The following is a 20855-nucleotide window of genomic DNA, read 5'->3' as shown; positions in this document are numbered from 1 at the left end:
CTCAAGCTCGATGTCCACGGCCAATGTCTTTGGGCCGCGTCACCTTGTTTTTGGTTTGGTGGATTGCGCGTGCGCCTCCTGCGCCGAGTCAATACAGACGCCGCACCGTTGTGAGCTGTTTGCCCCAATAGCTCTCTGGGCCAAGAGATACGACACCGACTGCTCCAAGGCCGCCGCCAGCTTGAATCATCTCGTTGTTCCCAAGGTAAATGCCGACATGCCGCCCGTCTTCAAAAATCAGCAAATCTCCTTTTTGCATATCCCAAATCGGCACAGTGACACCGACATTATTCCACTGTGCATGGCTGGAACCACTCATGCGGTAGCCGAGGGCATGGTGATAGACATAGGCCACAAAATTGCCGGAATCAAAGCCGCGCATTCCTCTGTCGACGTTGTGCCCCCAAATGTAGGGTTGGTCAATCAACGCCTCGGCGACAGAAACGACGGCGGCTGTTTTCTCATCTCGCGATGTCTCAGCGTTTGCCTCCGGCTTGACGGACGGGTCGATAGTGACGCCCGGGGGCGGCACGTCAATATGTTGGCCCCGCGCGAACGTGGCCGCCGATGCATTGACAGATGGCGAGACGCGCTCAACGGCTGCGAGGCGCAGCCGCTTGAATACGCGGCCGTCATCGTTTTTCAGCAGCACGCGTTCGATAGGCTGGCGCGGGAATGCAGAAGCGATGTAGTTGGAGACGCCGTCGGGACTGGCGAGATCGAGAATGTCCTCGCCGGATTGGTATGCCGCGACTGGCCGAGTGGTGATGACGACCGTGTTTCGTTGCACTTGATTGGCGCCTAAGATGCGGACATACGTCTGGTAGGAAGCTGCGGCTGCGCTTGGCACACCGGCGGCAAAGCTGGTGATACTGTCATCCGCTGCGGCGCCACCGTTCAAATGGGGTGTCGTCGCACAGCCAGGCAACACCAGAACGCCGCCCAGAACGCTTGCCCAAGCAGTAAATACAGAGAGGGAACGACGCATGATGAGGCCTCCTTAAAACACTGTTTAAAGAAAGCGTTCATCAATGGGTGCCAGCTTATACATGACAAATTGGACAAATATGTTAAAAAGATGGCGCTGTTATCAGCGAAACTCGCCGTCTAAGCTGTCGATCTCGCCGCCTAGCTGAGGCCATAGCGTATCGACGGGCGCATATATGTTGCCTTGGTATGAAAAAGGTTCAGCATCCAAGTGAACGAGTTCACCGCCGATGCGCACCGCGGCCCCGAGATAGCTTATCTGTATGGATTTCTGCACCCCTGTCTGACCAAATTGACGCAGTTGCGGCTCTGTGCCAAGTTGCAGCGAACTTCCGGCAGCGATGTTCACCGTCCGTGTGCGATTGTCCCATGTGGCCGTACGGCCAGCGATTTTGGCCAGCGCGGAAACGGGCGCGTACAGGCGGTTGCCGAGCATCAACCCCGCAATGTTCACCTTGTTCGGCGTCTGCCATGTCATCGACTGGACTTTGACCGTCCGCTTGCCAAAGACCGCACGCCGATACAGCCGCAAGATCTCATGGACGCTGCTGCGTGTCACATAGCCAATTTGCTTGCCATACGCAATCTTGTCCCATGTGGGCCATTGCTGCAGGACGCGATATCCTTGAACGTCCTTTATTCGTCCTATCCTTGGGCCGTTTTTGTTCTTGCTTGCATATACAAAAGCGCCATTCTGCGTGACGGCGTACACGGTCGGCTCGTTCCACAGCTTGTTTTCGAGCACGCCATTAAAGCCTGCAGCCAACGCCTTTTGGCCCATGATGTTTGGATGGACGTCGATTTGCGCCAAGCGAATGAGCGACCACTGATGGTGGTTGATGACGTCATACGCATCGAATAAATAGGTGTGTTGCTGCGCCGCCACGCGCATGATCACGTTGTTCGCCTGGACGATATAAGGGTTGGCGAAGGATTGAAAAACGGTGCTGTCTGGCGCTGGATCGTAAATGGTGGCCAAGATGATGGGCGCTGTGGTGTGCTGGCGAATTTTCTGCACAATGGTTGTCATTTGCCTCGGCAGCTTGCGCACGCTGGTTTTTAATTGCGCGATGGTCGGTTTGAGTGATTTGGGCTCTTTGCCTTCCATGTAGCTGGCTAAGATGCTGTTGAAGTCGTGCAGCAAGTCGTTGCTGCCAATGTCCACGGTGACCAAGGTTGCCTGATGGAGCGCCTCCTGATAAGTTTTCGTGTCCAGCGCAACAAGTAAATCGGCGGTCGTCCAACCGGGGACGCCGAGATCCATGACATGGGCGTGGACGATGTTGCCGAGCAGAAACGGATAGGCGTCAGGCGAGGGCGTTGTCCCTTTTGCGCCAGGCAATTCGTATCCGTATGTGATGGAGTCTCCGAGTGACACGATGGTGCCATGTAACTTGATTTTAGGCGCCTTGAGTGCGTGCAACGGATGTTTGATAAGATTTTTTGCCTTCTTGATCTGTTTATTTACTGGACCTGCATCCTTGGTAGGCTTGGATGGCGCTTGCGCCGTTGAATGTGTGAGCGCGGAAGACGCCTGTAGTTGTTTTCGTGGCGGTTTCACGTGTGCAGGCGTCTTCTCTGAGGTTGCGCCCACGAGCGCGCCGAGAGTCACCAACAGCGTTCCAATTGAAGAACTGACGATAATCCACCGCTTCTTTCGATTCATGGGCCATTCACCTCCTGCGCATCGTTTGGCATCCTCCTTGACACGAGTCGTCTTGGCGCCGCGCCAACTGCGAGCGTGATCGACTGACAACGCATGTTTTATGTCAGCGACCCGCGTTTTCGTCTGGGAAACTCAGCACTCATGCCTAAAAGGACGAGCGCATAAGATGGACTAGTTGGGAAGAGGAGGATCACAGTGCTTAGTCATCTTCATGTCATTACAGAAATTCTCATGATGTCATTTGCGCTGGGGATGGATTCCTTATCGCTTTCCATCGGCGTTGGGCTAAGTGACATCCGTCGCCGGACAGCGGTACAATTATGTCTCACAATCGGCGTTTTTCATGTCGTCTTTACGTTCATGGGTCTGATGTTCGGCAACATGATTGGCCAATATTTAGGCGCGGTCGCACATTGGTTTGGCGTATTGCTGCTGTTTGGCCTTGGTGTGCACATGCTGTACACATCCCTTCGCAAAGATGAAGAAAAACCCGCGTCTGTCGCGACAGCCATCGCGATGCTGCTGTTTTCGGCCACTGTATCCTTGGATGCGCTGTCGGTGGGATTCAGCCTTGGGCTGCGCAGCGCCACTTACGGTGTCGTATCAGCCATATCATTTGGTTTTGTTAGTATGTTCATGTGCGGCATTGGGCTTTTGGTCGGCAAAAAATTTGGTCAATCCATTGGCAAGTACGGTGAAATTCTCGGCGCTTTTGTGTTGATCAGCTGCGGTTTCATGTTTCTCTTTTAAATTGACCGATAGGCTGCCATGTGTGATGCGCCCGTTGCATGAACAAATCAGCCAAGGATATACTACGTGTGAGTCTAGCGGGTTTATGGTTCATTTTCAAATGACGCAGGATACCTCTTTTGGGAAAGGGGAACATGATGCAGCTTTTATTTATCTGTACAGGCAATACATGCCGCAGCCCCATGGCTGCCGCCCTAGCCAGGCATCACGTCGCACAGGCGGGACGCCCGTGGCAGGTCGAGTCGGCTGGATTGTACGCAATACCCGGATTGCCGATGGCCGCTTACGCCACGGACGCTTTGATCCGCCGCCATGTGGTGGTGCAAAATCATCAATCACAAGCGGTGACACCGAAGTTAATTGAGTCAGCCGACTACATTTTCACCATGACGCAATCGCATAAATCAGAATTGCTTCAGGCGTACAAAAACGCGGCGGGGAAGACGTACACGTTGCGTGAATTTGTGGATGAAGATGAAACTGGCGATTTTGATATAAGAGACCCATTTGGCGGCACGGCGGAAGTCTATGAGGCCTGCGCAGCCGACTTGGATGCGCTGATGCAACGATTGATCGCGAAATTGCAGGACAGAGAAGACGACGAACCCGCAAAGCTGGAATAACCGCGCGTGCCGCCGATTGCACGCGCGCTTGTTTGATGTGCATACAAAAAGAGAAGAGGGTGGATTCACAATGGACAAGCCAGAGGTGTGTGATACACCAGCGACGGGTGGCAACAGCGCGGAGATAGATCCGGAAATATCGACATCGCTTCACACGGCGCTTGAGGATTTGCAGGCAACTGCACAACTTCAGGCTGGAGATATATTGGTCGTTGGCGCATCGTCGAGCGAAATTGTGGGGGCGCGAATTGGGACGGCGACGTCGCTGCAAATCGGCGAGGCAGTGGTCAGCGCCATTTTGGCATTCACAGACCCGCTGGGCATCGATGTCGCGTTTCAGTGTTGCGAACATCTCAATCGGTCGTTGGTGGTCGAACAAAGTGTGGCGCAGGCGCACCGACTTGAAGTCGTGCAAGCTGTGCCGATTCCAGGCGCGGGTGGCGCAGTGGCGGCCGCGGCATACTTTCGGTATCAGCAACCGTGTCTCGTGGCGGAGATCTGTGGCGATGCAGGCATCGACATCGGCGATACGTTCATTGGCATGCATTTGCGTCGTGTGGTTGTGCCGTTGCGCGGACGCGTGAAAGAGATTGGCCAGGCGCATCTGACCATGGCGATGACAAGATCCCCCCTTGTCGGCGGTTCGCGGGCCGTGTACGATGTGACCGAGGCCCAAAGGCGCATAGGCAGCAAAGCCTAATTTTGGAGGACGGGAGATACAAGCATGAATTTACGGAACTTTGATAAAGATGTCGCAATTGCGATGGAACATGAATTGCAACGCCAGCAGGACAAAATTGAACTGATTGCATCGGAGAACTTCGTCAGTGAGCCAGTTCTGGAAGCGTTGGGTTCGGTCTTGACCAACAAGTATGCCGAAGGATATCCAGGCCGACGCTATTATGGCGGGTGTGAGTATGTGGATGTCGTGGAAAACATCGCGCGGGACAGGGTAAAAGAACTGTTTGGCGCGGAACACGCCAACGTGCAGCCACACTCGGGCGCGCAAGCAAATATGGCTGTCTACTTTAGCACCTTAAAACCAGGCGACAAGGTGCTCGGCATGAATTTGGCGCACGGTGGACACTTGACCCACGGCAGTGGTGTGAACTTTTCCGGTCAATTGTACGAATTTGTGTCGTATGGTGTGGACGAGCAGTCACACCGCATTGATTATGACGAAGTGCTCGCGGTGGCTAAAGAACACCAACCCAAAATGATTGTTGCCGGGGCCAGCGCTTATCCCCGCATCATCGATTTTGCCAAGATGCGCGAAATCGCCGATGAAGTCGGCGCTTATCTGATGGTGGATATGGCGCATATCGCTGGACTTGTCGCGACAGGACATCACCCGTCGCCAGTGCCGCACGCGCATTTTGTCACTTCTACGACACACAAGACGTTGCGCGGTCCCCGCGGCGGGCTGATTCTCACCAAAAAAGAGTTTGCCAAGCAGATTGACAAAAGCATTTTCCCAGGCGTGCAGGGCGGCCCATTGATGCACGTGATTGCAGCGAAAGCTGTGGCGTTCGGCGAAGCGCTCAAGCCGGATTTCAAGGTGTACAGCCAGCAAGTCATCGACAACGCCAAAGTCCTGGCAGAGTCCCTCAACGCCAAAGGTTTCCAACTCATTTCCGGCGGCACGGACAATCACCTGATTCTGCTTGACGTGCGCAATTTCAACATCACAGGCAAAGAAGCAGAGCATCGGCTCGACGAAGTGGGCGTCACTGTCAACAAAAACGCCATCCCGTTCGATCCCGCCAGCCCCATGATCACCAGCGGCGTTCGCATTGGCACACCGGCTGTGACCACGCGGGGGATGGACACCGATGCAATGCGCGAGATCGCAGACATTTTCCATCTGGTTCTGTCCGGTGACTTCACGGACGCAGTCCGCGAAGCGGCGCACGCGAAGGTGGAGGCGTTGACTGAGCAGTTCCCGCTGTACGAAGGGCTCACATACGCATAAACACATCAGCATATCCGTGTTGACGACGGGCGGAGAAACCAATTTTGTGCCAATGGCAGGGCGCGAATTGGTTTCTGCTCGTTTTTGGGCTTAAGGGAGAAGGACGCATAGAATGACACAGGATGAACTGTACAACGAAGCAAAAGCGTTCATCGTGACTTGCTATCAAGAACTGCAGCATGACGCAGATACAACAGCGCGTCGTCTTGTCGAGATCCGGCAGTGTATTGAGCTGGATGGCACATACGAACATACATACGAGGAATTGGAATATGGCGCAAAAATGGCGTGGCGGAACAGCAATCGTTGCATTGGCCGTCTGTTCTGGCAGACTTTGAAGGTGCTTGACAAAAGGGACTGTCGGTCAGAGCGTGAAGTGGCCGAGGCCGTATATCAGCACATTCAATATGCCACAAATCACGGGAAAATCAGACCGACCATCACCATATTTCCAGCAAAGACAAAGAACAACAAGGTGCGCATTTGGAACCATCAGTTGCTTCGCTACGCCGGATATGAGACGGCGGAAGGGTGTGTGGGCGACCCGCACTCCATCCCTTTTACAGCCGTTTGTCGCCAATTGGGGTGGCATGGACAGGGAACCCACTTCGACATTCTGCCCTTGGTCATTCAAGTGGCCGACCGCCCGCCAATGTGGTTTGAGATTCCCCCGGAACTGGTGCTGGAAGTGCCGATTTCTCATCCTGAATACGCCTGGTTTGCCGATCTCCATTTGAAGTGGTACGCCACACCGCTGATTTCCGACATGGCGTTGGAAATCGGCGGTATTCGCTACACGGCCGCCCCGTTTAATGGCTGGTACATGGAAACCGAAATCGGCGCTCGCAACTTTGCAGATGAGAAACGCTATCACATGTTGCCGAAGATTGCGGATCTGATGGGCCTAAACACACAGACAGAGACCTCGCTGTGGCGGGATAAGGCATTGGTCGAATTGAATCTGGCCGTCCTTCACTCGTTTCAACAACAAGGTGTCAGTATGGTCGATCACCATACCGCTGCGAAACAATTTATGCGTTTTGAACAACAGGAGGCGGCCAATGGTCGGGATGTCACGGGGAATTGGGCTTGGCTGATCCCGCCAGTATCGCCTGCGACAACACATATCTTCCATCAAAGGTACGACAACACCGTCGTGAAGCCGAATTATTTCTACCAGCGCCTGCCGTACTGACGGTTGGGCGCTTGTTCTAGCAGGGCACGAAGGCCGCGAGGGGTGGTTTGCCTAAGTGATCCTGCGGCGTTCCAGCGGGATCAAACCGTACAGCACGCCCATGCCGAGGATGATGATGCCAGCGAGGAAGAACGGCGCTTCCGGGCTGATGGCGTCCCAGACGAAACCGCCTGAAAACGCCCCTGCGGCGGAGCCCAAACCGTCCACGGTCATAAAGACGCCCCAGAGGGTCGCTTTTTTGTCTGCATCGATGCTTCTATCCAAAATGGAATTCCAGGCTGGCAAAATAAACGCATATGTGATGCCGAAAAGCCCGACGACAATATAGGTGGTCAAGAGAGACTTGAAAAATGGATAAAGGCCAAGCGCCGCGCCGCCGAATAAGAAGCCGATGATGAGAAATCTGCGAGAGCCATAGCGAACGACCAATTTCCCTGCGGGAATGAGGCCGATGATGGTCAATGCGCCAAAGCAGGTGAGGAGCAGACTGTACATTGGGCCGGTTAAGTGTAAAATAACCTTCGCATACAGCGAAAGGATGGGCACGAGACAGCTGACGGCAAACGTTTGGACGAACATGCCGGGCAGCAAGAAGACGACGCCGCGCAGATTTTGCAGCAGCGATTGCAAGTCTCCCTTGTTCATTCGCAGTTTGTGTACGCTCGGGTGCTGATCTCCCTTGCGAAAATCTGCGGTTTGCCGCATCATGTTTGCCGGGATGCGTACAAACAGAAAGACCAGGATGAGGCCTAACGACAAGAGGCAGAGCAGGACGACAAAGGCCAAGTGGTATGTGGCGCTCCACAGAAAGTTGATGATGACAGGCCCAAGTCCCGTGCCGGTCAGCCAGAATATGTACAAATAGCCCATAAAAGCAGCGCGCTTCTCCTCTGGCGTCGACTTGCTGATGGCGGAAATGGCAGAGGGCCACATTGGGGTTGCAGCCACGCCAAATAAGGCCATACTGGCAATCAGCGACCAGATGTGATGGACGTTCATCATCCAGAACATCGAGATGATGCCGATGCAGAAACCGCCAATCAGCACATAGCGACTGCCCATTTTATCTATCACCCAGCCGACTGGAATGCGCAGGAGGTTGTCGACGAGATAGTGGATAGACAAGGCGATGCCCGTCCACTCGACGGCAAAGCCAAGGACAGTTCTGCCGTAGGTGGGCAGGATGGATAACGTGAGTGAACCACGGACAAACTCCGAACAGGTGATGGCAAACAGGCTAAAGAACAAGTAGGGGCGAAATAATTCAGGTTCGACCCACCGGGTGAAAAAGCGCAGGGATGGCCATGCCAGAGATACAGTTTTGCGTTTTCTTGCATTGCTGCGCATCATCAACGGCTCACTCCCGAAAGCTTTTATGTCCGCAATTGTCAATTGCGTATCCCTAGTGTGACCTCGAGTCGCCATCTGCAAACAAAAGGAGCAAGGTATTTTTCAAGCGTCCATCGCATATCTAGAGTGGCCGTGGTTCCAAACGCCGCGGCTGTAGCCATGTTTGTTATAATGGCGATAACATGCGGTAGATTGCATAAAAAGGAGTGTGACTCGGTGGGACAAGTCCATGTGCTTGACCATCCGTTAATACAGCACAAATTGACGTACATACGCAACAAGGAGACGGGAACCAAGGAGTTTCGCGCATTGGTTCAAGAGGTATCCATGCTCATGGCCTACGAAATCACGCGCGATTTGCCCCTGGCCGAGACCGAGGTCGAAACGCCAGTCGCACGCGCAAAAACGAGGCTGATTGCCGGCAAGACGCTGACGATTGTCCCAGTGTTGCGGGCAGGGCTGGGCATGCTCGATGGCATTTTGAATCTGATCCCGGCAGCAAAGGTCGGCCATGTCGGCTTGTATCGGGATCCAGAAACGCTTCAACCCGTAGAGTACTATTGCAAATTGCCGCCAAATGTGGAGGATCGCGACGTCATTGTGGTGGATCCGATGCTGGCGACCGGCGGTTCGGCTGCAGCTGCGCTGTCGGCTGTGAAGGCGCGGGGGGCAGTGCGGCCGCGTTTGATGTGTTTGGTCGCCGTGCCAGAGGGCATCGACGTCGTGCAAAAAACGCACCCGGATGTCGATATCTATACGGCGGCGATAGATGAATATCTGAATGATCACGGCTATATCGTCCCAGGGCTTGGCGACGCGGGGGATAGGCTGTATGGTACCAAGTGAGGTCGGCAAACAAGCGACCTGCCCTTTCGGACACGCACTTGATGAGCGGTACAGGTGAATGCCCGTGCCCAAGGAGGAACGTTTTGTGAGTTCTACTCGCCTACGTGTGATGACGGTTTTCGGCACACGCCCTGAAGCGGTGAAGATGGCCCCGCTCGTTCAGGTCTTAAATGCACACCCGCAAGTGGAGTCCATGGTCTGCGTCACGGCGCAGCACAGAGAAATGCTCGACCAAGTGCTCGATGTATTTGATGTGCAGCCAGATGATGATCTCGACATCATGGAGCCGAGTCAAACGCTTGGGAAAATCACCACCAAAGCGCTGAGTGGATTGGAAGTTGTTTTACAGAGACGCAGGCCAGATATCGTGCTGGTTCACGGGGATACGACGACGACATTCGCCGCCGCGTTGGCTGCGTTTTATCAGCAGATCGCCATCGGGCATGTCGAGGCAGGCCTGCGCACCTACCAAAAGTACAATCCATTTCCTGAAGAGATGAATCGTCAATTGGCAGACGTGTTGTGTGATCTGTTCTTTGCCCCGACCGATTTGTCAGCAGCCAATCTGCTGCGCGAAGGACGGGACGAAAAGGCCATCTTCATCACGGGGAATACAGCCATTGACGCGATGCGCACGACCGTGCGCGAGGAATATCACCATCCGATACTCGATGCGCTGCCAACGGGGACAAGGCTCATTTACATGACCAGCCACCGTCGGGAAAATTGGGGCGTCAACCTGGAGAATATCTGTCGCGCGGCCCTTCGTGTGGTCGAAGGACATGAGGAGATTCATCTCGTTTATCCAGTCCATCTCAATCCAGCGGTTCGCGATACGGTGTTCACGGTCCTTGGCAACCATCCGCGCATTCATTTGATAGATCCGCTTGGTGTGGTAGACAATCACAATTTCATGGCGAGATCGACCCTGATTTTGACGGATTCCGGCGGGATTCAAGAGGAAGCGCCGTCCCTGGGGGTGCCTGTTTTGGTCCTGCGCGAAACGACCGAGCGGCCAGAAGGAATTGACGCGGGGACATTGAAATTAGTAGGTACGGACGAGGAGCGAATCGTTCGCGAAGCAGAACATCTCCTGACGGACGCTGCTGCGTATGAAGATATGGCAGGGCGCAAAAATCCCTATGGCGATGGGCGCGCTTGCCAGCGGATTGTGGAGGCGATTCTCCATTATTTCGACCGTGGGGAACGTCCGGAATCATTTCGCTATTTGGAGAGCGGCAGTCTATTTTGATAAAGCGGAAAGACGGCGGTTGCCGTTTTTCTTTCCGTTTTTATGAAAGCGATTGCAATTGAGCGTTCTTCAGGCATTTCTTGATGTGGGGGTGAGTGAATTAGGGTTTGGGAAAATCATATCGCGTCAATTTTATGAACAAATGAACGGTTTACGAAGAATTCTGTCACAGCCTATCCTCAATTCATTGACAGCAGTTTTTCGCCTAGTGTACTATAGGCGAGAGTTCTGGCATTTCACTGTGAGAACCAGGTGTTTCACACTACGGAACGGGTGAGCTAGCACATCAGTTTCTGGAAACCCTGCCTCTCGATGATTACCGTTTAATGGAAATGGACATCATGGAGACGAACAAGTGAAAATGTGTCTGGACTTATCACCGCGATGAATGAACCGTTATCATGTGTCCCTCTCTTCATCCTGTACTAGGTGGTGTACAAGTTCGAAAACGAACAGCGACCAAAGTCGGAGAAGTCCAGTGCAGACCAAAAAATGTGGAAAACGTTTGCGGTCTATGCAGGTGTCACCCTGCAGTTAGCTGGGAGCGTCGTCGTATTTGGCTTCCTGGGGTATCACTTCGGAGAACAGACACACCATGTCTGGCTCACCGTACTCGGGGTCATCGTAGGTGTCGTCGTCGGGGGAAGTGGGTTCGCATTCCTCGCCAAACAGATATTAGGAGACAAACCATGAGTGTAGACCGATTGAACAAACGCCTTCGCACAATTATTATACTTTGGCTGGTGTTCATGGGCCTGACCGCGTTGAGTTGGCTTGTCCTTAGCGCTTGGCGTACGGCGATGGGTGGCCTGCTGCTTGGGGAACTTGGCGGCTTGTATGTTGTTTTCAGCATGTTTCGCCAAGGACACCACAATGACGATGCGCAAGGGGCGATACTGATGGCGTCAGGTATGGCGGGGATGTTTACACGCCTCATCATGATTGTAGCCATTATGGTCATCTCCCTGAAGTTCCGTACGATTTTTAATCCGTACACAGCACTCATCGGTTATTTACTCGGTTTTGTCTTCGTTTTTGCCGGGCTGTACAGCTTTGCCAGAGGCCCAATCTCAAAAGAAAAGTAGGTGAGAAAGTGCCGGTATTTCCCGAGATATTTGCGGGAACCATTTTCGCGACGAACTTGACGGTCATTGGGACCATCCTCTTTACGGGATTAGTCGTTTTCGTCGTACTGCGAATTGCTCTCGCGCGAATGGATATGCGCAGTCCCCGCGGTTTGCAAAATTTTGTGGAGTGGGTAGCGGAATTTACGACCAATATGGCTCGTGAAACGATGCCTACAGAGCAGGCTGTCGGGTTCATGTTGCCGCTTGCGTTTACGATGCTGTTGTTCCTCTTCGTCGCCAACTGGTTGGGGCTCATCATGACGATTGCGGTTCACTTCGGTGCGCACGCGCCAGCAGGTTGGGGCATTGCACCGGGGGATTTGGCAAACGCGAAGGGCGAAGTCGAGCTGTTTGACTCGCCAACTTCCAACATGAGCATGGCGCTCGCAATTGCCGTGATGGTCTGGCTGATCAGCCATGCGCGCGGTTTGCGGCATCCGAAAATCTGGCTCAAGCATTTTTATTCACCATCTCCACTTGCCGTCATCGAAGAAATTACCAATCCATTGACGCACGGCATGCGGCTTTATGGCAACATATTTGCGGGTGAAGCACTGCTTGGCATCATGCTAAAAGCGCCCTTTTTGTTTGGCTGGATACCATGGCAGTTGCCGCTGATTGTCTTGTGGCTGCTCTACAGTCTTTTTGTCGCCACAATTCAGGCCTACGTATTCTCCATTCTCATGTGCCTGTATGTGGGCAATAAGTCATTTGAAGGGCACTCGCATCACTAAGTTCAAATCACGAGAGAGTCATTTGAGGAGGATTTCAGTCTTATGACACAGATGGTACAAGCGATTTACGACGTTGCGGTTGCGTTGTTGCTAGGTTTGGCAGCCGTTGGTTCAGGTGTTGGTGACGGTTTGGTTATGAGCAAGTACGTGGAAGGTGTTGCACGTCAACCAGAGGCGCGCGGTTCCATTTTTGCAAGCGCACTGCTCGGTGTGGCGTTGGTTGAGGCGTTCCCGGTTATCGCGTTGGCGTTCGGTATCATCATCCTGTTTACCGCTGGTAAAATCTGATTAAACTTTTACCTGGTTCGTCCGAAACGCGATTCCATAGTAGAAGGGAGTGGCGCGAAGCGTGGGCGTCTTTGAACTTGGAACGTTTATATTTTCCATTGTCGCGTTCCTGATTGTCTTTTTCATTATCCAAAGATTTGCGTTCCGTCCGCTGGCCAAAATGTTGGAGCAACGGCGCAAACATGTCGAATCACAAATCAATGATGCTGAAAAGAGTCGCGAAGAAGCAGCCAAGCTGTTTTCTGAACAAAAGCGTTTGTTAGATGACGCGCGCAAGGAAGCGAAGAACTTGCTGGATGCAGCACGGGTTCGCTCAGATGAACAAGCACGTGAGATCATTCAAAAAGCAGAAGAAGAAGCTTCACGGATCCTGGAAGAGAACCGCGCAGCCATTACACGTGAACGAGATGAGGCGCTGGCGGCAGTGACACAGCGTGTCGCCGAGTTGACGGTGGAGCTGACATCGAAGCTGTTGCACAACCATGTGACTGCAGAAGTGCATAACGAGATGGTGGCCGAAGCAGAGAAGCGTCTAGGTGAGCTCGTATGCTGAGCGGCACAGTCATCAATCGCTATGCGCGTGGCTTGTTGGCATATGCCCAGGCGCATGATGTGGTAGACGCATTGGATGCAGAATTTGCGGACATTGCAAAAGCCATTGAGGCGTCTGGCGAATTTCAAAACTTCTTGGCAAATCCGGTTCTACCACAGGAAATGAAGCTTTCCATCATAAATAAGCTGTTGCCGGCTGGTGTGCGAAAAGATTTGAGCAACTTCATCGCGTTGTTGCTGGAGCGCGGCCGGGGCGGGTACATCGCAGCAGTGGCAGAGCGGTTCCACGAGCTTGTCGATGACCTGCACGGACGTATTGCGGTCGAGATCGAATCCGCACAGCCGTTGACACAAGCGCAGACAGAGAACATCGTCGCAGAGCTGAAGCGTGCAATTGGCAAGGAGATTCAGCCAAATATCCGCCAAAATCCGCAATTGATTGCGGGCTATCGGGTGAAATTGGGGAATCGCGTCCTGGATGCAACCACGCAATCGGCATTGCGTCAGTTCAGAGATAGTCTGCTCACGAGATCGGTTCGCAAGGAGGGGACACGTTGAGTATTCGCCCGGATGAAATTAGTGCGTTAATCAAACAGCAAATCGAGCAGTTTGATACGCAGATTCAAGTGAATGATACAGGCATCGTGCTGTCCGTGGGTGACGGAATTGCTCGTTTGCACGGTTTGGACAACGTCATGGCCGGTGAGCTCGTAGAGTTTGAAAATGGCGCTTCCGGCATGACCTTGAACCTTGAGGAAGACAACGTGGGTGTCGTCGTCCTTGGCTCCGTCACAGGAATCAGGGAAGGGGAGCAAGTGAAGCGCACAGGCCGGTTGGTTGAAGTGCCGGTTGGCGACGGTTTGCTTGGCCGCGTTGTCAATCCGCTCGGACAACCCTTGGATAACAATGGCCCGATTGAAGCAGAAGGCTATCGCCCAGTTGAGTCGAACGCGCCTGGCGTCATCGTGCGGAAATCCGTCAATGAACCGCTTGAAACGGGCATCAAGGCGATTGATGCCATGGTGCCGATTGGCCGCGGCCAACGGGAACTCATCATCGGCGACCGCCAAACCGGTAAAACTGCGGTAGCGTTGGACGCCATCATCAACCAAAAAGGCAAAAACGTGAAATGTGTGTATGTGGCCATTGGGCAAAAGCAATCCACCATCGCTCAGGTTGTGGAGACGCTGCGTCGCCATGGCGCGCTTGAATACACCATCATCGTGGCTGCGAGCGCATCTGAGCCTGCGCCGCTGTTGTTCCTTGCGCCATACGCAGGCTGCGCGATGGCTGAACACTATCTCTACAATGGCGGCCACGCGCTGGTCATTTATGACGACTTGACCAAACAAGCGGCTGCTTACCGCGAAATGTCCCTGTTGCTGCGCCGACCGCCAGGTCGTGAGGCGTATCCCGGTGACGTGTTCTACTTGCACTCTCGCTTGTTGGAACGCGCGGCGAAATTGAATGATGACAATGGCGGCGGTTCGTTGACCGCGTTGCCGTTTATTGAAACACAAGCGGGTGACATCTCCGCATATATCCCGACCAACGTGATTTCCATTACCGACGGTCAAATTTTCTTGGAATCCGATTTGTTCTACGCGGGCGTTCGTCCGGCTGTCAACGTCGGTAGCTCCGTGTCTCGTGTCGGTAGTTCTGCACAGACGAAAGCCATGAAAAAAGTCGCGGGCACATTGAAACTCGACTTGGCCGAATATCGCGAGTTGCAGGCATTCACACAATTCGGGTCCGATCTCGACAAAGCCACGCAGGACACGTTGAAGCGCGGTGCACGAATGACCGAATTGCTGAAACAACCGCAATATCAACCGCTGACGTTTGACAAGCAGGTCGTTTCACTGTGGTCCGGCGTCGATGGCCATCTCGACGATGTTCCGATTGAAGCGGTGCTGAAGTTCGAGCGGGATTGGCTCGCGTTTGTCGATAGGGAGTATCCGCAGATATTCGAGCAATTGCAACAAACGGCAGCGCTCGGAGACGATACGGTGGCATTGTTAAAAGAAGCGATCGTCAAGTTCAAAGCGACTTTTGTGGCGTAAGACGATTTGGCGGCACATCGCCAAACGCGCCTTACACGACGGCAGGTAGGTGAAAATCCGATGCAATCAAAGCGCCGCACAGGGCGGGGAGAGCGCATCGGTTATTTTCAAAAAGACGGGTGGTGAAAAGGAATGCCACAAAACACGCGTGAAATTAAACGCCGCATCAAGAGCGTTCAAAATACATCGCAGATCACCAAAGCCATGGAGATGGTGGCGGCTGCGAAGTTGCGCCGCGTTCAGGACGCAGTGCAGCAATCGAAGCCTTATCTGGCAAAGATGCAAGAGATGCTCGCCAACTTGTCTGCTTCGGCTCGCTTTGTCAAGCATCCACTGCTGGCGTCGCGGCCGGTGAAACGGACGGGTTACCTGGTGATTACGGCGGACAGAGGTTTGGCAGGCCCATATAATGCGCAAGTCATTCGGGCTGCTGTGCAGGAGTTTAAAGACAAAGATAAAGCGGCGTTTACCATTTTCGCTGTCGGCAAGCGGGGCCGAGATTTCTTCAAGCGGCGGGATTTCCCCATATCGTCGGAAGTGGTCGACTTGTCGGATTCGCCAAGCTACCACTCTGTGCGTGATTTAGCTGAAGAAATGGTACAGTCATACGAACGTGCAGAGTTTGATGAGCTGTACTTCATTTATAACGAATTTATCAACGCTGTTTCCCAGCGTCCGGTCGTCAAAAAGGTGCTGCCGTTGGACAGCTTGACCGAAGGGCAATCTGTCTCCAATCGCCACTACGAATTTGAGCCAGATGAAGAAGCGGTGATGGCGGCGTTGCTGCCGCGCTATGCGGAAACGTTGGTTTACCAGGCGGTGCTCGACGCGAAAGCATCAGAGCACGCGGCGCGAATGACGGCGATGGGCAGTGCAACGGACAATGCGAAAGACTTGATTGGCGATTTGACACTGTCGTTGAACCGAGCGCGTCAAGCTGCCATTACAACACAGATTGCGGAAATTGTCGGTGGTTCCGAAGCGGCGCTCAGTTAAGGCGGCGTAGCCTTTAGGGCATCGATTATTTTGAGAGTAGGAGGGAACTTCGTGAGTAAAGGACATGTCGTGCAGGTCACGGGTCCGGTTGTCGACGTTCGCTTTGCGGACGGCGAATTGCCGGCCATTAACAATGCCCTGCGCATTGACCATCAGAGTGAGGTCGACATCCACCTGACATTGGAAGTTGCGCTTCACCTAGGTGATAATGTCGTGCGTGCGGTCGCCATGTCGTCCACAGACGGCTTGGTGCGCGGCGTCGAAGTAACAGACACGGGGCGTGCAATCAGCATGCCGGTTGGCCAGGGTACGTTGGGACGGATTTTTAACGTGCTCGGGGAGACCATTGATGAACAAGGCCCGGCAGATGCCAACGAAAGTTGGCCGATTCACCGAAACGCGCCAAAGTTTAGCGATCTCACCACGAAGACGGAGATCTTTGAGACAGGCATCAAGGTCGTAGACTTGCTGGCTCCTTACATTAAGGGCGGTAAAGTCGGACTATTCGGCGGCGCCGGTGTCGGCAAGACCGTCTTAATTCAAGAGTTGATTCACAACATCGCCAAAGAGCACGGCGGATATTCCGTCTTTGCTGGTGTCGGCGAACGTACTCGTGAGGGGAACGACCTCTATCACGAGATGAAAGACTCCGGCGTGCTTGACAAGACCAGCATGGTCTTCGGTCAGATGAACGAACCGCCGGGCGCTCGTCTGCGCGTGGCGCTGTCGGGGCTGACAGTTGCCGAGTACTTCCGCGATGTCGAAGAACGCGACGTGCTGTTCTTCATCGACAACATCTTCCGTTTCACGCAAGCTGGTTCCGAGGTGTCGGCATTGCTCGGACGTATGCCGTCCGCCGTCGGTTACCAACCAACGCTTGCAACGGAAATGGGTCAATTGCAAGAACGTATCGCTTCGACGGTGAAAGGCTCCATCACATCGATTCAGGCGGTTTACGTTCCAGCCGATGACTATACCGACCCAGCGCCGGCAAATACGTTTGCCCACTTGGACGCAACGACCAACCTCGACCGTCGCATTTCCGACATGGGGTTGTATCCCGCTGTGGATCCGCTGGCGTCGACGTCTCGCGCATTGCAGCCTGACATCGTCGGCCAAGAGCACTACGAAGTGGCGCGCGGTGTGCAGGCAGTGTTGCAACGCTATCGCGAACTGCAGGATATCATCGCCATCTTGGGTATGGATGAATTGACGGACGAAGACCGTTTGACGGTCAGTCGTGCGCGTAAAATTCAAAACTTCTTGTCCCAGCCGTTCTTTGTCGGCGAGGTCTTCACAGGCTTGGCGGGCAAATATGTCACTGTGCAGGATACCGTGCGCAGCTTTAAAGAAATTCTCGACGGCAGACACGATGACATTCCGGAGACCTACTTCCGTTATTGTGGCGCGATTGAGGATGTGCTTGAGAAGGCGAAGAAAGACGGCTATGCATCGTGATGATGGTGTGCTCGACGCGGAAGGTAGGTGAGCGCGATGTTGACCGTTCCGTTTGAAATCGTGACACCAGAGCGCATTGTGCTTGAGCAGGATGTGCGCATGGTGATCGTGCAAGGCGGCTATGGTGAGCTGGGGATTTTGCCGCGCCACATGGCGTTGGCAACTGCAGTGAAGCCATGTCTAGTGCGCATTCGATTGGAAGATGGCGCAGAAGATGTGGTTCCCGTGAGCGGCGGCTTTCTTGAGGTATTGCCGGACAGGGTGACCCTTTTGGCGGATACTGCTGAATTGCCAGGGCAAATCGATGTCGGGCGTGCTCAGGTAGCGAAAGAGAAAGCAGAGCGTCGTTTGTCACAACCAACGGACGATGTGGATGTCGACAGGGCGAAAGCTGCCCTATCGCGTGCCCAGCTTCGGTTGGATGCCGTTGAAACACACGAAAAAAATGGTGGATTTTTGCAATCGGAAGCGTAAATGCGACTTTTCGTATACTTTCAATAAATTCCACAAATGCACCCGGCGCCATCGCGTCGGGTCTTTTATGGTATTTTAGAGAGTGGTGTCATGTGTGATGCATACAGCGCGGACAGCATCATGAAAATGCGAGCCGGTGAGGGCAACATGGATGGCACGTATCAAATCGAATGATTTCTAAAAACAGAGGTCATCCGAAAAGGGGTAATCTGCTCATGCGCAGGAGGGACTTATCCCTTTTCGGATCATCTCATTGTTCACGGGGAGGAGGGGCTGTATGGCCTCGTGGATATGGCTCACTTGCTTACTGTCACTCGCCGCCTTTTTGTTCCTGGCCATATCAGGCAGCCGAACCCCGAAAAGCATCACGTCGAGGGTTGCAGCCCTGTTTTTTGCCGTTGCGGCACTCATTTCCATGGCCGTGTTTGTCTCGACCATTCCTTCGCCAGGCACGGCAGAGACGTATTTGTTTTCGTTTGTTGGCATGAACGCCCATCTTGGGTTTCGCGTTTCATTTGCAACTGTCATCTCCATCATTAGCGTGTATTTTACGGCGACCGTGTTGACGAATCGGGTGATGCGCCGGCGACATCTGTTTACGGACAAGCAGATTCACACGTTTTGCACGCAGTTGGCTTGGTGGACGTTTGGCTTGAGTTTCTTGGTGATGTCGCCGACGTTGTCGCAAGCGTGGCTAGGGAGCCTGATTTGCACACTCGGCGTGATCTGGTTCTTGTTGTTCGACGCGCGAAATATACTTTCAAGTGGGCAAACAAGGACGTTGTCTCTGCTGGTGATTGTCGCGTTTTTGGCACAAACCCTGCCAACTTGGCTCGCGTGGCACGTGTATCACACGGTACAATTGACGTTGATCCGCCATGAACATAAGATAGGCCGTGTGGCGCATGGCGCGGCATGGGTCTTGTGGTTATGGCTTGCGGGTCTGTTGATCCAATGGGGAACGCTCTATACCATTCGCGGTATGACGCGAGACAAGATGAGTCGCACCGCTTGTTTGTGGCTGTCGTTTGCGTTGTACACGGCAAGTGGATTTTACTTGTGGGCAGCTTGGCCGGTGGTCGTGACGGCGCATTGGATGACTGTGGTGGTCATCGCGCTGGCCATTGGCATATCTTTGTCCCTGTTGCCGCTATTGTTTGGCATGATCAGAGAGCGCAGGGTGGAAAAATCCGAAAAACGTCCGGAGTCGATGCACCGATGAATGAATCGAGTGGAGCTACGAGTGTGATACTGGGCACTGACGGCATCGTCATTCTGATGTTCTTTTTCGCAGGTCTGATGGCGTGCTGGTGGGCGCTCGCGGCATTGAAGTGGGACAAGTTTCTCAACCATCCGCTAAGCCCCCAGGCGCAGATGCTGCGGTTTTTCCTCGCGTTGTTTGGCGGACTCATCAGCGTGGGGGTAGCAGTGCTGCTGCTTGCCGCCATGCAGGTGGCGAGATCGTTGTCGTGAAAGAAGGGAAACGACCCCCGTTTCGCCAAGGCAGACAACGTATTCTATGAAAGTCCCTACGAGAAGAGGTTTAAATTGCAGCAACTCTGTCCAACCTGTAGATGAACTGGTGCAATCAACAAGATTGCCGCGTTCGCACACGGTTTTGGATGGAGGGTGCAAGAATGGCACAAACTAAGGGACAGCGTAGGGCGCAACTTCGGAAAAAGCGTTTGAAGAAACGAGTAAAACAAGTTTTGTGGGCTTGTCTGTTCGTCGCTGTGGGTGCCGCACTGGTTCACCAACCGATGACTGCGGATGCGCAAACGAAATCAGCGAGCACATCACAAAACTTGGACGGCACGAAGGCGGAAGCTTTTTTGCTTCAAGCGATGTCTGCTGCAAACGTCACACCGACGAACTATGCAATTCATGACTGGACGAATTTGAATCAACAATTTATGTCGGAAGATCATTTGGCATCCATTGGTACACAACTTGAGCAGGAATTTGATTTAAACAAGGCGAAAATAACAAGTCGATCCGAATCCAATGAGACGTTTTGGCAAGTGGACGGGACATGGCCCAATTCGACCAACGTTCAAATTGTCCTGACGAGTTTTCCTGCGACCACGGATGGTTCTGGTACGACAGCAGCCCAGACGGTGTTGACGGTCACTGCGCTGAACGGCTCGGCGTCGACAAAAGATTTTGCTGCGTCGTATGATCGCATTGAGCAATTGGTCGCGTCTGTGCAGGGAACACCGCAGATGAGCGCCTATTTCGCAGGTGCGATGAAATCGCAGCTGTCAGAACAAGATGCCAATCAGCTGGTCAATCGCGTTTTTTCAGCAGTGAATGCGAGCCCTGTGGAGTCTCTGAAGGGGCAATGGGACACAAGCGTTTCGGGGTACACGCCGAACGCCTTGACGTACATTTACACGAATGGGAAGCGCATGAATCTGCAAGTTGCAGTTCATGATGATACATACCATCATGATACGAACGTTTTGGTCGGAACACCAATCATCACCACCACGTACTAGACGACGCGTCCACGTAACGCTTCG

At 53.4% G+C, this 20855-nt stretch carries 23 protein-coding genes; 20 read left to right on the top strand and 3 right to left on the bottom strand.

All coding sequences use genetic code 11. The features are described 5' to 3' along the window. Positions 1-88: 88 nt before the first annotated feature. Both ACFSB2_RS14085 and ACFSB2_RS14080 read right to left on the bottom strand, forming a co-directional pair. Complete coding sequence (locus ACFSB2_RS14085) at positions 89-988, bottom strand: C40 family peptidase (protein WP_377943706.1); 900 nt, start codon at positions 986-988, stop codon at positions 89-91. 102 nt (positions 989-1090) lie between these two features. Beyond that, positions 1091-2653: an SGNH/GDSL hydrolase family protein gene (locus tag ACFSB2_RS14080; RefSeq protein WP_377943705.1), complete on the bottom strand. Its 1563-nt coding sequence runs from the start codon at positions 2651-2653 to the stop codon at positions 1091-1093. A 195-nt stretch (positions 2654-2848) separates the two neighbouring features. Here ACFSB2_RS14080 and ACFSB2_RS14075 point away from each other — a divergent pair, with 195 nt between their 5' ends. From ACFSB2_RS14075 to ACFSB2_RS14055, 5 genes are all read left to right on the top strand, one after another. Further along, positions 2849-3403 carry a manganese efflux pump MntP gene (locus ACFSB2_RS14075; protein ID WP_377943704.1) on the top strand — a complete coding sequence of 185 codons (555 nt, stop codon included), beginning with the start codon at positions 2849-2851 and terminating at the stop codon, positions 3401-3403. Positions 3404-3537: 134 nt separating this feature from the next. Beyond that, positions 3538-4026, top strand: a complete 489-nt coding sequence (locus ACFSB2_RS14070; protein WP_377943703.1) for a low molecular weight protein arginine phosphatase — start codon at positions 3538-3540, stop codon at positions 4024-4026. 70 nt (positions 4027-4096) lie between these two features. Beyond that, positions 4097-4726: a TIGR01440 family protein gene (locus ACFSB2_RS14065; protein WP_377943702.1), complete on the top strand. Its 630-nt coding sequence runs from the start codon at positions 4097-4099 to the stop codon at positions 4724-4726. Between the two features lie 24 nt (positions 4727-4750). Next, complete coding sequence (locus ACFSB2_RS14060; protein ID WP_377943701.1) at positions 4751-5998, top strand: serine hydroxymethyltransferase; 1248 nt, start codon at positions 4751-4753, stop codon at positions 5996-5998. A gap of 112 nt (positions 5999-6110) precedes the next feature. Then, a complete protein-coding gene (locus ACFSB2_RS14055) occupies positions 6111-7193 on the top strand; it encodes a nitric oxide synthase oxygenase (protein ID WP_377943699.1) in 1083 nt (360 codons plus the stop codon). Positions 7194-7244: 51 nt separating this feature from the next. Here the strand turns inward: ACFSB2_RS14055 and ACFSB2_RS14050 are convergent, their stop codons facing one another. Next, the gene (locus ACFSB2_RS14050; RefSeq protein ID WP_377943698.1) at positions 7245-8543 is read right to left on the bottom strand and encodes an MFS transporter; all 1299 of its coding nucleotides are present in this window, start codon (positions 8541-8543) and stop codon (positions 7245-7247) included. Positions 8544-8759: 216 nt separating this feature from the next. Here ACFSB2_RS14050 and upp point away from each other — a divergent pair, with 216 nt between their 5' ends. The 15 genes from upp (at position 8760) to ACFSB2_RS13975 (ending at position 20831) form a co-directional block, all read left to right on the top strand. Next, positions 8760-9389: a uracil phosphoribosyltransferase gene (gene upp / locus ACFSB2_RS14045; RefSeq protein ID WP_377943697.1), complete on the top strand. Its 630-nt coding sequence runs from the start codon at positions 8760-8762 to the stop codon at positions 9387-9389. Positions 9390-9447: 58 nt separating this feature from the next. Further along, positions 9448-10641 carry a non-hydrolyzing UDP-N-acetylglucosamine 2-epimerase gene (wecB, locus tag ACFSB2_RS14040; RefSeq protein WP_377943696.1) on the top strand — a complete coding sequence of 398 codons (1194 nt, stop codon included), beginning with the start codon at positions 9448-9450 and terminating at the stop codon, positions 10639-10641. 492 nt (positions 10642-11133) lie between these two features. Further along, positions 11134-11334, top strand: coding sequence for a hypothetical protein (locus tag ACFSB2_RS14035; RefSeq protein ID WP_377943695.1), 201 nt, complete (start codon positions 11134-11136; stop codon positions 11332-11334). Further along, complete coding sequence (locus ACFSB2_RS14030) at positions 11331-11726, top strand: hypothetical protein (protein ID WP_377943694.1); 396 nt, start codon at positions 11331-11333, stop codon at positions 11724-11726. The genes ACFSB2_RS14035 and ACFSB2_RS14030 overlap by 4 nt, the downstream gene beginning before the upstream one ends. Before the next feature lie 8 nt (positions 11727-11734). Beyond that, a complete protein-coding gene (gene atpB, locus ACFSB2_RS14025) occupies positions 11735-12502 on the top strand; it encodes a F0F1 ATP synthase subunit A (protein WP_377943693.1) in 768 nt (255 codons plus the stop codon). 51 nt (positions 12503-12553) lie between these two features. Continuing rightward, complete coding sequence (gene atpE / locus ACFSB2_RS14020) at positions 12554-12790, top strand: ATP synthase F0 subunit C (protein WP_377943841.1); 237 nt, start codon at positions 12554-12556, stop codon at positions 12788-12790. 61 nt (positions 12791-12851) lie between these two features. After that, on the top strand, positions 12852-13343 hold the full coding sequence (atpF, locus tag ACFSB2_RS14015) for a F0F1 ATP synthase subunit B (protein WP_377943692.1): 492 nt from the start codon (positions 12852-12854) through the stop codon (positions 13341-13343). Beyond that, positions 13337-13900 carry an ATP synthase F1 subunit delta gene (gene atpH / locus ACFSB2_RS14010; protein WP_377943691.1) on the top strand — a complete coding sequence of 188 codons (564 nt, stop codon included), beginning with the start codon at positions 13337-13339 and terminating at the stop codon, positions 13898-13900. The genes atpF and atpH overlap by 7 nt, the downstream gene beginning before the upstream one ends. After that, positions 13897-15405, top strand: coding sequence for a F0F1 ATP synthase subunit alpha (gene atpA / locus ACFSB2_RS14005; protein WP_377943690.1), 1509 nt, complete (start codon positions 13897-13899; stop codon positions 15403-15405). Before atpH ends, atpA begins: the two co-directional genes overlap by 4 nt. A gap of 132 nt (positions 15406-15537) precedes the next feature. Continuing rightward, entirely contained in the window at positions 15538-16401 is an 864-nt protein-coding gene (gene atpG, locus ACFSB2_RS14000; protein WP_377943689.1) for an ATP synthase F1 subunit gamma, read from the top strand. Between the two features lie 51 nt (positions 16402-16452). Beyond that, positions 16453-17859 carry a F0F1 ATP synthase subunit beta gene (atpD, locus tag ACFSB2_RS13995; RefSeq protein ID WP_377943688.1) on the top strand — a complete coding sequence of 469 codons (1407 nt, stop codon included), beginning with the start codon at positions 16453-16455 and terminating at the stop codon, positions 17857-17859. A gap of 36 nt (positions 17860-17895) precedes the next feature. Beyond that, positions 17896-18333 carry an ATP synthase F1 subunit epsilon gene (atpC, locus tag ACFSB2_RS13990; protein WP_377943840.1) on the top strand — a complete coding sequence of 146 codons (438 nt, stop codon included), beginning with the start codon at positions 17896-17898 and terminating at the stop codon, positions 18331-18333. 277 nt (positions 18334-18610) lie between these two features. Further along, positions 18611-19555 (top strand): hypothetical protein, encoded by a 945-nt coding sequence (locus tag ACFSB2_RS13985; RefSeq protein WP_377943687.1) that lies wholly within the window; start codon positions 18611-18613, stop codon positions 19553-19555. Next, positions 19552-19806 (top strand): DUF1146 family protein, encoded by a 255-nt coding sequence (locus tag ACFSB2_RS13980; protein WP_377943686.1) that lies wholly within the window; start codon positions 19552-19554, stop codon positions 19804-19806. Before ACFSB2_RS13985 ends, ACFSB2_RS13980 begins: the two co-directional genes overlap by 4 nt. Before the next feature lie 164 nt (positions 19807-19970). After that, on the top strand, positions 19971-20831 hold the full coding sequence (locus ACFSB2_RS13975; RefSeq protein WP_377943685.1) for a YwmB family TATA-box binding protein: 861 nt from the start codon (positions 19971-19973) through the stop codon (positions 20829-20831). The last annotated feature ends 24 nt before the right edge of the window (positions 20832-20855 follow it).

It is taken from the genome of Alicyclobacillus fodiniaquatilis (assembly GCF_042678105.1).
GTDB classification, from domain to species: Bacteria; Bacillota; Bacilli; order Alicyclobacillales; family Alicyclobacillaceae; genus Alicyclobacillus; species Alicyclobacillus fodiniaquatilis.
The sequence above is the reverse complement of the archived record's forward strand: the minus strand, read 5'-3'. Positions and strand labels throughout refer to the sequence as shown.